A 13,135-nucleotide genomic window follows, 5' to 3' on the forward strand; every position below is an offset into this window, starting at 1 on the left:
AATGCTAAACAGTAAGTCAATGTATGATTGTTGATGGTGTTACTGATGATCCCAGCTCGTTTGAAAGCCGCCCGTCTCCATGCTCGTCTGACTCAGGAAAAGCTGGGCGTTCTGGCGGGCATTGAAGAGGAAACGGCGCGCTCGCGCGTTTCGCAATACGAAGGCGGGATCCATCGTCCAACGTTTGAAACGATGTGCGCCTTTGCAAAAGTGCTCAACGTGCCGGAATGCTATTTTTATACGATTGATGACGCCTTCGCCGAGACGATTTTAGCGCTCTGGCATCAGAGACAACGTCCCGCCTGACGCCGTTTTACCAGCGGCCCTGTCACTTTTCAGACAATCGCCAGCCTTGCGGCCGCTCCCCTTATTTCACCCGCTGTAAGCCTGTTCCGGCGCCTTTCCTTCTGTCGCCAGAAGCAAAAAAACCATCGTCAGGCTTGATCGTTTCCCGTAAATGATAATACTGTGTTTATATACAGCTTATTTCGGGATAACCCCATGAATTTACTTCGTCCGGTCGAAGTCCGCGCGCTTCTGCGGCTGCCGCTCTTTATGAGCCGCGTGCCCTGCGGCTCACCTGCCAGCGCGCACGACCATGTTGAACAACGTCTGGACTTAAACGATCTGCTGGTGCAGCGGCCGGAGAGCACCTATTACATTCGCGTCAGCGGCGACTCAATGAAGGATGCCGGGATCGATGACGGCGACCTGCTGGTGGTCGATAACGGTATTGCCGCCGATCACGGCGATATCGTGGTCGCGGCGGTAAACGGCGAGTTCACGGTAAAAAAGCTGCAGCTGCGCCCGGACGTGCGGCTGCTGGCGATGAACAAGGCCTGGCCGCCGATAGTGCTGGCGGAAGAAGAGCAGCTGGATATTTTTGGCGTGGTGACCTTCACCATTAAGGCGATGGAGTAAGCCATGTTGAAAAATCGGGTTTACCGCGCCTGCGCCTCTGACGTTCAGACTTCGCCGCCGCATCAGGTTAAGTTTTTGTTCAGTCGGCTGCACGAGCTGGTGCCGACTAATAATGATTGCTATCTCTGCGCCTGCAACGGCAGCTTTTGCATTATCGATCGTTACCGGCCTGCCGTAGCGGGCAGCCGCGTGCTGATTGATGTGGCAGGCCGCTGCGAATGGGCGCGTATCGGAAATAATCCACAACGAATCGTCACCGATTGCGGGCAAACGATTGAGGGTAATCAGCTACAGGAAGCGATCATACTGGGGGTAGTAATCCGCGAGGTGGTGCCCACCTACCCATTTAATCGCTCTGACATAAGCTTAATTGGCAACGATTAGGAAAATTCTTAAATCTCTATTGCTGAATAAAAGAAATGTGGTATTTTTATTCATACAAAGGGATATGAAGAGAATATTCAGAGGGAACATGAACAATTCTTATGTTATCAATAATGCTATAAAGTTTAGCCCGGCTGATAATAAGCTATTTTTTTTAAACGGTACAGCTGATGCCATTACTCTTAACCACCCGGCCAGCCTGTGTTTTCTTGAATTAATAAGAAAACAGGGTGAGATAATCACTCAGCAGGATTTTATGAATGAGATATGGCATAAAAATGGAAAATATGTAACAGCCAATACTTACTATCAAAATATTTGCCTGCTACGTAAATGTTTAAAAAAAACCGGGCTGGACGAGAACACTATTGTCACGGTGCCCCGTAAAGGACTGATGCTGCCACGATCCGTTGAAATCAAAATCCTGCCCGTAGCTTCAGCAGACCCGCTTAATCATATGGAAGGCAGGCTGGCGGCCTGCAGCCAGCCTGAACCTACCATCGGAAACGCCCCGACTGAAGTCGCTTCGCCGGGCATTAAGCCCGCGGCAGAACAACCTTTCTCCGATTCGCCAGGGGTTAAGCCATGTGCATTGATACAAGGAACGCAGAGAAAAAAAGCAATGCTGAAGTTCCCCCATGCAGGCTGGAAACGATATAAAACATCTTTCTTATTCACGCTTTTATTCTTTTTTGATTTTATTATAACCATCAAAGTTTTCCCTTAAACACCTACCATAAATATTAATTAACAGTTCCGGATGGATTTTATCCATTCGGATCAAAAAGGACAAAACACCATAAGAAGAAGGAAAGCTTCACACTCTTTAATGCGTGGATGGGCGGCCATCTTTTCTGCTGTTGCATATAGCAGATAAGAAGGAAGATCGGCGAACGCCGTTCTGAAAAAATCTCCTGTGAATAAGATATAATTCAACAGCCCTGCTGTAGACTTCACTATCTTGTTACTATAAGAATAGCGATAGGCCAGACCACTTCAGGCGCCTGCTTCACTTATTTTTATCATTAAATGGCGCGATGGATCTTAAACAGTGGACTGAGCAGCAATGACTTTGACAGATGCAGGAGGCATCAGTGATAACTATGGGAAAAAATCTTATCGGTAAAAAAAATGGCGTGATCTTCATTATCAATGAAGAGATCACGTTTGATCCTGATAAATGCATTATAAGGAATATCATGCATAACCAGGAAATCAGGCTGAATATGCCTGCCAGCCGTTGTCTTACTCTGCTGTTAATGAATCCGCATTCCGTGATATCCAGGGAGCATTTCCTTGAAGAGGTTTGGCAAAAAAACGGCGTTGTCGTCTCACAAAACACTTATTACCAGAACATATCAATATTGCGCAAAACTTTAAAGCAGGCCGGATTAAGTGGTGAATTTATTGTTACCGTTCCTCATAAGGGGCTAACCTTATGCCAGAACATTACGATAACACACCAAAAAATCAGAGAAACGGATCCGGAGAATGATGTTATTAAAATGTCATACAATAAAATCCATAATATGAAAATAGCACCACAAGCGGAGAAAAAGGAGAGCTCCCGGAAGGCCCTTCCTTTTTTTAATCGAGGGGAAATCCGATTTTTTTTCACGGACGGAGATGAATGCAGGCACATCTTCTCGATGATCCTTATCGCTTTGATAATCTCTGTCATCATAACATTGATTAACAGTTATGCTGTAAATGCCAAAGGGATCACCCCCACCACGAAAGAGCAAAAAAGCGAATTACCTTTTTGTTTTGCAAAACAAAACACCGACTGTTCTGAAATTGTTTTAATGAACAGAAGGTTCTCTCTTTCACAAAATCACGCTGTGATTCACAAGTCCCCCAACCTTAGTTTGTTCAGATGAATCTCATCAACAACATAAATTCACAATGCTTCATATAGACTACTTCCAAATCTTACGATTATATTATCGGCGCTGCATCAGCTTGCAGGCAACAGATAATTCCCGTTGCTTTTAGCATATCGGCTATAGATTACCGGGAATGGCTTATTTAAATTGCATTATCAGGATTATTATTAACAAGGAATAGCACTATGAAAATGTATAACGCGCTGTCAGCGCTGGCTCTATTAACCATTTTCTCTACCACTTCCGCAGCTGCCGCAGACGGGACAATTAACTTTAAAGGCAGCATTATCGATACTGCCTGTACTGTTGACCTCGACGGTGCTGGCGCGACAACCATGGATGTTATCATGGGAAATGTTCATAAATCCGCGTTTAGCGGCGTAGGATCAACGGCTGGCGGCAGTGCCAGCGCCACTAAATTTACTCTTACCCTGAAGGACTGTCCGGCAACCGCAGCCACGGCAAAAATAAAATTTGATGGTATCGCCTATGCAGGTGATAACACCGTGCTGGCTTTGACTGATGAAGCAGGCGTTGCAACAGGCGTAGGTATTCAGCTCTCCGACAGCAGTGGCGTTCTGCCTTTATATACCGAGTCAGCTTCCTATCCGCTGACTTCTGGTACCACCTCCAATACCCTGGACTTCTATGCTCGCTATATCCAGAAAGCGGCTACCGTCACTGCTGGCCCGGCTAACTCCGTAGCGACTTTTACCGTTAATTATTAATTTGCTGAACGTTAACACCATCCGTTACGGATGGTGTTTTTCATCGCTCCCAGGAGGATAAAACATGCGACATTTCCATATTTTCCTGTTTCTTATCGGGATGTTAAGTATCTCAGGCGCCAACGCTGGCGTCATTATTGGGGGTAGCCGGCTGATTTACGAAGGAAACAAAAAAGAAAAAGTGATCGGTATAGAAAACCCGGATACCTCTCCTTATTTAATCCAGTCATGGGTCGAAGATGAACAGGGAAATACCATTAAAGATACGCCCCCTTTTATTGTCACGCCGCCTTTATTCAGAATGGATGGCGGTCAAAAGAACCTGCTGCGCATTATTCGGGGAGCACGTGCATTGCCTCAGGATAAAGAGTCTCTTTATTGGCTCAATATCAAGTCTATTCCCTCATCATCAGAAGAGAACAGAAACACGCTGCAAATAGCCGTGCGCTCCCGACTCAAACTGATTTACAGGCCAGATGCCCTTTCGGGAGAAACAGCGGAAAAGCATACTGATGAGCTGGTCTGGAAAACAGAAGGAACAACGTTAACCGTTACCAACCCTTCTGATTACTATATGAATTTTATGTTTATAAAAATTAATAATAACAGTATTACCGAAGGTGGACTGGTCGCGCCACGCTCATCCGCAACCTTTAAACTTCCGGCCAGCAATGTTGCTGGCAGCATCAGCTGGAAGTTAATAAATGATTATGGCGGTATCGGCGAGCTACACCATGCTTCACTTTAATTTTAAAGGATGAATCACGAAAGTTTTTTTAACTTTTGCAACTTTCGACCCACCTGTACTTACGCAATGGAATGTGATTATGTATGGAACCTCATCTGCCAGATGTAAGAAAAAAATTAGCCGTTGCCTTTGGCCACTGATGCTGCCAGCCCTGCTGGCTGGTCTGATTGAAAAGCAGGCTAATGCGAGGGAGATGTTCAACCCCAATTTTCTCCAAACCAGCAGCGGAAGTACGGAGATAACCGATCTGTCGGTATTCGAGAATCCGCAGTCTCAGGCGCCGGGCGATTATGTAGTCGATATTTTTATTAACGATAGCTTTGTCGAAACTAAAAAAATCACCTTTTTTAGCCACGAGCGGTCAGCAAGCGAGAAGGTTCTACAGCCCTGTTTAAGCCTGCAACTGCTGGCTTCCTACGGCGTGCGCACCACGGCCTTTCCGGATTTAAAAGAGAACGCGGCGGGATGCGTTGCGGTTACCGCGATACCGCAGGCCTCTGTCACCTTCAATTTTAATACTCAGCGACTGATGTTAAGTATTCCGCAAGCAGCACTGCGCACCAGCGTCAGGGGATTTATTTCGCCAGAGCAGTATGATGAAGGGCTGACGGCGCTTTTCCTGAACTACCGATTTTCTGCGGCTAATAATTATGCCCGTGACATTCATGCTCACGACAGCGACAGCCAGTACCTTAATCTGCGCCCCGGATTGAACATGGGAGCATGGCGGCTACGCAATTACACCGCCTGGAACCGCAGCAGCACCTCAAAAGATAAAGGCAAATGGGATGCCGTCTATACCTATCTGCAACGTAATATTATTCCGCTGAAAGCGCAGCTTACCGTAGGCGAAAGCACCTCGCCTGCCGATATCTTCGAAAGCGTGCCTTTTCTTGGCGCGCAGCTGGTTACGGATGATGAAATGCTACCGGAGAGCTTGCGCGGTTACGCTCCGGTAGTCCGAGGAACGGCCCGGACAAATGCTCAGGTTATTATTCGCCAGAACGGCTATATCATCTATCAAAGCTATGTTGCGCCGGGCGCTTTTGAGATCGCCGACCTGTACGCTACCGGCGGCAGCGGTGATTTATACGTCACCATCAAAGAAGCCGATGGCAGTGAGCAGAATCTGGTTGTGCCTTATGCTTCCCTGCCGGTACTGGCGCGTGAAGGCTATCTTAAATACAGCTTCACCACGGGTAACTATCGTCCTTACGACAGCGCCGTTGATGAAAGATATTTCAGCCAGGCGACGGTTATCTACGGCCTGCCCTGGAATATTACGCTGTTTGGCGGCTTACAGGCTGCCGCAAACTACCAGTCGCTCGCCTTCGGCATCGGTAAAAATTTTGGCGGCCTGGGCGCGTTCTCTGCCGACGTGATTAATGCCTGGTCAACGGTAAAAGACCAGGGCAAAACCGACGGCCAGTCCGTACGACTCCGCTACAGTAAAAACTTTTATGAAACGGGGACTAACTTTGCCATTGCCGGTTACCGCTATTCGACCCGTGATTACTATTCTCTGCCCGAGCTGATGGATACCTGGCGTTCAGGCTACAGCTCATTGTACCGGGAACAGGCGCGTAACCGCACGGAGCTGACGCTGAACCAGCATCTGGGCCAGTCCGCAGGCGCCCTGAGCCTCAGCCTGTTACGGGAAGACTACTGGCGTACTAACCGCCGGATGGAGTCGGTTTCTACCAGCTACAACAACAGTTATAACGGCATCAGCTACGGCGTAAGCTACAGCTTTAACCGTAATTCGTCTGATTTCTCCGGCAATCGCACTGACGCCAAAGATCGGATCTTTTCCTTCAACGTTTCCATGCCGCTGAGTCGCTGGCTGCCCAACAGCTGGGCGAACTATACGGTGACCAGCAGCAAACCGGGAAGCGTCAGCCACAGCGCTGGCCTGAGCGGTACGGCGCTGGAAAACAACAACCTTGCCTGGAACCTGCGCCAGGGGTATGCCAGCCAGGGGACGGGCAACAGTGGCAATCTTGACGCCGATTATCGCGGTACTTACGGTGAGGTCACCGCCGGTTATGGCTATGACCAGACGATGAAAAGAGTGAGCTATGGTGCCGAGGGCGGCGTGATTATCCATAGTAAAGGCGTTACTTTGAGCCAGCCCTTTGGCAATACGGCAGCGTTAGTGGAGGCGGAAGGCGCCAGCGGCGTACAGTTAATTAACCAGACCGGCGTTAAAACGGATTTCCGTGGTTATACCGTTGTACCGAACGTTGCTCCTTATCGTCGCTCAGATATTGCGCTTGATACCACCACGCTGCCTGAAGATGTCGATCTGGCGTTAAGCACTCAAAGTGTAGTGCCCACACGAGGTGCGATTGTTCATGCCCGTTTTTCCGCCCGGGTAGGCGGCAGAGGGATCATGACGCTGACGCATAACGGCCAGCCGGTTCCTTTTGGCGCAATGGTGGTGGAGGCTAATGAACAGAATAAGCAGGGATATATTGTCGGCGAGAGCGGTCAGGTTTATCTCAATGGCCTTAAACCTTCAGGGACATTGCTGGTGCAGTGGGGTAAGAGTGATAGCAAACAATGTCGGATTAACTACACGCTTCCGGAAAACAAACCAGAAAATGGCATTCGACTTCTGAACGGCATTTGCCGGTAGTGATAATTATTGAAAATTAGACTGTTATCTGGAGTAACGACAAGATGTCCGTATTCAGCTCACCATTCATAATAAAGTGTTTACCGTTAATATTGATGTTGCCTTTTTACAGCCATGCAGCAAGCTGTGTTTCAGGGAGCACGCCAAAAGCCACTACCGGTGCCCTTACGCTTGCGGTTGATCCTAATATTACTGTGGGAGAACAGCTTGGCATTCGATTCAGTAAAGGCTTTTATGGGCAGACGCTCATTGTCGGGTGTACCGGAACCAGTTCTTATCGCTCAGCGTCACTTCTTACGGCAAGTACTACGGTTACAGGCGCTTATGAAACCGGGATTCCGGGCGTAGGTGTGATTATTGGAGACATATATAAGCCCGGCATGAACGTTCCTTATTCAACCACAATATCACAAAATGCGTTAACACCCTGGATAAATAAAAATGAGGTTAAACTCACTTTTGTCAAAACAGGCCCAATTACTCCCGGGAGCACCGGCAGTAAACTTTACAGTAATTATTACCTGAACTCGACCTCATTTGCCACGCTGACCGTAAATAGCCTGACCATTATCCAGAAAAGCTGTCTGGCAGATACCAGTTCAAAAAATCAGACAGTCAATCTGGGCAGTCCGAGCCGTAGCGAATTTAATGGCATCGGCAGTACGGCAACCTCTTCAGAGCGAAACTTTTCCATTATATTGCAATGTGAATCAGATAATATCCCTGTTCAGGTTACTTTCGAACCCGTAGGCAGTTCTGACGGAGAGGGTATTCTAACTATCAATGATGAAAATGATGCGGCGTCAGGCGTTGCAGTTGAGGTAATGGATAAAAACAGAACGCCCCTTAGTTTTACCACGGCCACAACTTACCATAGTGCCGCAGAGCAGAGGATAGAAATCCCCCTGATTGCTCACTATAAACAAACCGGCGAAATTGCCCCTGGCGCGGCAAATGCCGCAATGACGTTCACCATCACTCAGAACTGATTCAGCCTGTGATGAAATGGTTCAGATGTAGGAATTCACAAAATGCAGAAGGGATTCAGAAAAAAATTACTCGTTGGGGAATTGAGAAAGCCAGACGACATTAAATTAAGAAAAAAACCCCATTTATTCAGAAAAAATCAAAGATAATTCAGTTTTATTTTTAACAGCATATCGATAGGATTAATGTGCCCGGCAATAATCGGGGCATTAAAAAAGGATGCCTTACCTGAATAAGGCTATTTTTAAAAAAAAGGAATGCATACAATGAAAGAACTTTCAGTGATTGAAATGAACGAAGTTTCTGGAGCATACGGCTGGGACTTCAGCAACTTTGGTAGTTTCGCCCTGAGCGCTATTTCTAATATCGGTGAGCTTGCTATTTCAGCTGTAGTGGGTGGTGCGACTGGTGCTATGACAGGCGCCTATGTTGGTGGCCGTCACGGCGGCGATGGCGGCGGCCTGCTCGGTTTTGGCATTATTGCTGAAGGTATCGGCATGGTGGCTGGTGGCATCCTTGCTGGTATCTCCAGCGCGACTTACTGCGCTGCTACCGGCTGGGATTCAACTCAAAGTTTTGTTAACGACGTTTATAATTCTTTCCTGAACGGTACCGTCGCTTAATTTTTACTCAAGAGCCACTCCGGTGGCTCTTTTTTTCTCTCTGGAAACTCCTATGGATAACAATAAAAATAAAAGCCTGTTCCGCAGCGACGCGTTGGATTATCAGCGCCAGAAGTGGACAGGAAAGGCGCTGCTTATTTCTAAGATACCAGCATCTGTTATTACAGGATTTTGCCTGCTTTTTCTTATCGTAGTTATACTGGCTATGGTCTTCTTTGATTACAGCAGACGTATTGATGTTGATGGTGAAGTGATTACCCTTCCTCATGCTATCAATATTAATTCACCACAGCAGGGTTATATCACCACCACCTTTGTTAAGGTTGGCGATCGCGTTAAAAAAGGCGATCCGCTGTATGAACTGGACGTTGCCCGTATTACCTCTTCAGGAAACGTCAGCAGCGCCGCCGTCGAATCCATTAAAATTCAGACGGCTAATCTTCATGCAATGATTGCTAAATTAGAAAGTAATAAAGCGTCTACGCTGGAAAACCTGCAGTCGCAGATAGACAGCTATGCAAAGGCCCATAAAGAAACCGAGAAGATGGTTAACAGCGCCCGCGAAGGCGTAAAGAAAATGAATGAAAGCCTGAATAACTATGAAAAGTATTTAAAAAAAGGGTTAATCACTCAGGATCAGCTTAATTATCAGCGCGCGCAGTCGCTTTCCCAGCAGAGCGCCTATCAGGCGCTGAACAGTCAGAGTATTCAGGAAAAAATACAGCTTTCGCAATTACGCAGCGATAAATTTACGCGTGCCGCAGATTTTGATAACCAGATTATTCAAAATAAATCTCAGCTAAGCGATCTGGAACGACAGCTGGCAGAATATAAAGCGAATAACAGTATCATTATTAGTGCAAAGCTTGACGGTATTATCGAATCGCTTAGCGTGACGCCGGGCCAGATGGTGGAGACCGGCGCCAGCCTGGCGCAGATTAAGCCGGTGGATAACGTGCACTATTTTTTATTGCTCTGGCTTCCGGATAACAGCCTGCCCTATGTAAAAGTGCAGGACGGCATTAATATCCGCTACAACGCTTTCCCTGCTGATAAGTTTGGGCAATTCCCCGGGAAAATCATCTCGATTTCCTCTGTCCCTGCCTCGCCGCAGGAGATGAGCACCTATAGCAGCGGTGCCCGCCAGGAGAAAGGCTCTTATTACAAAGTTCTGGTTGCCATTAACGATACAGAATTCAGTGATAAGGGAAAAAAACTGCAAATATCTGGCGGCCTTCAGGCCAGGGTCATCGTCTTCCTTGAGAAAAAGCCGTTATATCAATGGGCGATTGCGCCTATAAATAAAATAAAAAATAGCGTGAGTGGAGTTGTCAATGACAGGTGAGTCGCTTTTTGAAAAAATTAACAGCAAAATAAATTTTTCACTGCGCCGTAAAGTTCCGAAAATTTTGCAGTCGGAGTCCTCAGAGTGCGGGCTGGCTTGCCTGGCGATGGTCTCTTCTTACTACGGTCTGAACGTCGATTTATTTAACCTTCGTCAGAAATTCGGCGTATCAACCAAAGGCGCGACCTTAAATCTTGTGGCCGGCATCGCCTCGCAGCTTCAGCTGAAAACCCGCGCGCTTTCGCTGGATATCAATGAGGTCGGTAAGCTGAGAACGCCCTGCATTTTGCACTGGGATATGAACCATTTTGTTGTCCTGGTAAAAGTGCGCCACAACTCATTTGTGATCCACGATCCGGCCTTCGGGCGGCGGGTGGTGGGTATGAAGGATATGTCCAACCACTTTACCGGCGTGGCGCTGGAGCTGTGGCCGGATAAGGAATTCCACAAAGAGACGGTAAAAACCCGGCTGCGCCTGCTGGATCTGATGAAAAATATCAATGGTCTGCCCGGCGCGCTGTTAAAAATATTCGCGCTGTCAGTCGTCATTGAGTCGATTAATCTGCTCCTGCCGGTAGGAACTCAGCTGGTGACTGACCATGTTATTCAGGCGCATGATTACGATCTGCTAACCGTGATCTGTCTCGGCCTGATTATCTTTACCCTGTTTAAAGCCTTTGTCAGCGTAATACGGGCATGGACCTCGATCGCGCTGGGCACGTTGACGGATGTGCAGTGGAAGACCACGCTGTTCGATCATCTGATGAAGCTGCCTTTATCCTTTTTCGAAAAGAGACATCTTGGCGATATTCAGTCCCGTTTCTCCTCGCTGGACGCCATCAGAACAACATTTACCAACAGCATCGTTACCGGGATTATCGATACCATTATGACTATCGGGCTTTTTGCGATGATGATGGTTTACGGCGGCTGGCTGGTCTGGGTCGTGATGGGCTTTACCCTTTGTTATGCACTGATGCGGCTGGTTACTTATCGCCTGTATCGCCAGCTGTCAGAAGAACAGATTGTCAAAGGCGCCAAATCCAGCTCACACTTTATGGAAACGCTTTACGGTATTTCCACCGTAAAATCCCTTGGTATCGATAATATTCGCTCCAGCCACTGGCTTAATCTGAATATCGACGCCACCAATACCGGCATTAAAATTACCCGGTTTAATATGATGTTTGGCGGCATCAATACCCTGGTCAGCACGCTGGATCAGGTGGCCATACTCTGGCTGGGGGCTTCCATGGTGATTGATAATAATATGACCCTGGGGATGTTTATGGCTTTTAACTCCTACCGGGGACAATTTTCCCAGCGCGCTGGCAGCCTGATCGATCTGGCGCTGAGTCTGCGAATGCTCTCGCTTCATAATGAAAGGATTTCCGACCTTATTTTCACCGAGGCAGAAGAAGCCGTCGCGCAACGGGCTATTTTCAGGCCCGGAGAAGGTATTGCGCTTAACGTCAAACAAGTCAGCTATCAATATGATGCGTTATCAAAACCGATTTTTACCGATCTGAATATTGCTGTTCAGCCCGGGGAAAGCGTTGCTATCGTCGGCCCTTCCGGCGTCGGGAAAACGACCTTGCTTAAAGTCATGAGCGGCCTCCTTATGCCCACCAGCGGCGAAATTCTGGCCGGAGGCCTGGATATTCATAAAATCGGGTTGAATAATTTCCGGCAAAGCATTGCCTGCGTGCTGCAGGATGACCGGCTTTTTTCAGGATCTATCGCGGACAATATCTGCGGTTTTTCCCCGGATGCTAACCGGGAGCTGATTATGGCGTGTGCGGTTTACAGCAATATTCACCACGAAATAATGAGTATGCCGATGGGCTATGAAACCCTGATTGGCGAGTTAGGCGCAGGCATTTCCGGCGGTCAAAAACAGCGGCTGTTTATTGCCCGGGCGCTTTACCGGCGTCCCAGCATCCTGTTTATGGATGAAGCAACCAGCCATCTTGATATCGAGAATGAAAAGGCCATTAACAACGCCATCTCCTCGCTTAAAATCACCCGCATTATCGTGGCCCACCGCCCTTCCACCATCGCCTCTGCCGATCGCGTAATTGAGCTATAGCGGCCCGATTTAAAGCCCGCTGAAAAGCGGGCTTCAGAGCAGCCGATACGGAATTACTTCGCGTAGGCTTCGGTGGTGATGGTCAGCTTCACGTCGTCGCTGACGGCCGGCACATATTTATCCAGCTTAAAGTCGGAGCGTTTAAAAGTGGTGGTGGCATCAAAGCCAACCGCTTCCTTCTTCACCATCGGGTGCATGCCCTGCTTGTTCAGCACCGCATGCAGCACGACAGGTTTGGTGATGCCCTTGATGGTCAGGTCGCCGTGTACATCCAGGGTATTTTTACCTGTGCTGACCACTTTTGTGCTTTTAAAGGTCGCATTCGGGTATTTGGTCACGTCGAAATATTCCGGGCCTTTAAACTCTTCGGTCAGCTTGTCTACGTGCGTATCAATGCTGTTGACCGGAATAGTCACGTCCACTTTAGAATCGCTGACTTTAGCGGCATCAAAATCAATATTGCCAGTAACATCAGACAGATCGGCCGTTGGATGGGAAAAACCGAAGTGAGTCCACGAAACAACAACGGAGGTATGCCCGCTGTCCATTGCGTAATTAACGGGCGCGGCGGCAGAAAATTGTGACCAGAGCGCGGAGCTGATTAATAACGGTAAAGCGACTTTCTTGATTAACGTCATGCCGGTTGTCCTTATTTTCACCAGGAATGTTTAAGGATAGTGCAGCATTAACGGTTTGCCCGATAGTGAAGATATTTGACCGGCTTTGTCAAAAAGATTAGCCAACAGCAAAGGATCCTGGCGATCGAGCGGGACGACCGGGGATCCC

General features: G+C 47.9%; 13 protein-coding genes. 12 read left to right on the top strand and 1 reads right to left on the bottom strand.

Annotation, left to right across the window (positions count from 1 at the left end; all coding sequences use genetic code 11):
• Positions 1-45: 45 nt before the first annotated feature.
• The 12 genes from ACA373_RS16045 to ACA373_RS16100 all read left to right on the top strand — a co-directional run bounded on the left by ACA373_RS16045 (position 46) and on the right by ACA373_RS16100 (position 12,349).
• On the top strand, positions 46-306 hold the full coding sequence (locus tag ACA373_RS16045) for a helix-turn-helix domain-containing protein (protein ID WP_253455977.1): 261 nt from the start codon (positions 46-48) through the stop codon (positions 304-306).
• A gap of 195 nt (positions 307-501) precedes the next feature.
• Positions 502-921, top strand: a complete 420-nt coding sequence (gene umuD, locus ACA373_RS16050; RefSeq protein WP_253455981.1) for a translesion error-prone DNA polymerase V autoproteolytic subunit — start codon at positions 502-504, stop codon at positions 919-921.
• A 3-nt stretch (positions 922-924) separates the two neighbouring features.
• Positions 925-1,305: a hypothetical protein gene (locus tag ACA373_RS16055; RefSeq protein WP_253455983.1), complete on the top strand. Its 381-nt coding sequence runs from the start codon at positions 925-927 to the stop codon at positions 1,303-1,305.
• A gap of 88 nt (positions 1,306-1,393) precedes the next feature.
• Complete coding sequence (locus ACA373_RS16060) at positions 1,394-2,032, top strand: transcriptional regulator (RefSeq protein ID WP_253455986.1); 639 nt, start codon at positions 1,394-1,396, stop codon at positions 2,030-2,032.
• 376 nt (positions 2,033-2,408) lie between these two features.
• Positions 2,409-3,185: a transcriptional regulator gene (locus ACA373_RS16065; protein WP_253461144.1), complete on the top strand. Its 777-nt coding sequence runs from the start codon at positions 2,409-2,411 to the stop codon at positions 3,183-3,185.
• A 191-nt stretch (positions 3,186-3,376) separates the two neighbouring features.
• Entirely contained in the window at positions 3,377-3,919 is a 543-nt protein-coding gene (locus tag ACA373_RS16070) for a fimbrial protein (protein ID WP_253455989.1), read from the top strand.
• A gap of 64 nt (positions 3,920-3,983) precedes the next feature.
• Positions 3,984-4,667, top strand: coding sequence for a molecular chaperone (locus tag ACA373_RS16075; RefSeq protein WP_370734801.1), 684 nt, complete (start codon positions 3,984-3,986; stop codon positions 4,665-4,667).
• 193 nt (positions 4,668-4,860) lie between these two features.
• Positions 4,861-7,305 carry a fimbria/pilus outer membrane usher protein gene (locus ACA373_RS16080; RefSeq protein WP_370734802.1) on the top strand — a complete coding sequence of 815 codons (2,445 nt, stop codon included), beginning with the start codon at positions 4,861-4,863 and terminating at the stop codon, positions 7,303-7,305.
• A gap of 44 nt (positions 7,306-7,349) precedes the next feature.
• A complete protein-coding gene (locus ACA373_RS16085; protein WP_370734803.1) occupies positions 7,350-8,294 on the top strand; it encodes a fimbrial protein in 945 nt (314 codons plus the stop codon).
• 264 nt (positions 8,295-8,558) lie between these two features.
• On the top strand, positions 8,559-8,915 hold the full coding sequence (locus tag ACA373_RS16090) for a hypothetical protein (protein ID WP_253455999.1): 357 nt from the start codon (positions 8,559-8,561) through the stop codon (positions 8,913-8,915).
• A 52-nt stretch (positions 8,916-8,967) separates the two neighbouring features.
• The gene (locus ACA373_RS16095) at positions 8,968-10,260 is read left to right on the top strand and encodes an HlyD family secretion protein (protein ID WP_253456002.1); all 1,293 of its coding nucleotides are present in this window, start codon (positions 8,968-8,970) and stop codon (positions 10,258-10,260) included.
• Positions 10,250-12,349 (top strand): peptidase domain-containing ABC transporter, encoded by a 2,100-nt coding sequence (locus tag ACA373_RS16100; RefSeq protein WP_370734804.1) that lies wholly within the window; start codon positions 10,250-10,252, stop codon positions 12,347-12,349. Before ACA373_RS16095 ends, ACA373_RS16100 begins: the two co-directional genes overlap by 11 nt.
• A gap of 53 nt (positions 12,350-12,402) precedes the next feature.
• Here ACA373_RS16100 and ACA373_RS16105 read toward each other — a convergent pair whose 3' ends face one another.
• Complete coding sequence (locus ACA373_RS16105) at positions 12,403-12,987, bottom strand: YceI family protein (protein WP_253456007.1); 585 nt, start codon at positions 12,985-12,987, stop codon at positions 12,403-12,405.
• Between the last annotated feature and the right edge of the window lie 148 nt (positions 12,988-13,135).

This window comes from Erwinia sp. STN24, assembly GCF_041320675.1.
GTDB classification, from domain to species: Bacteria; Pseudomonadota; Gammaproteobacteria; order Enterobacterales; family Enterobacteriaceae; genus Erwinia; species Erwinia aeris.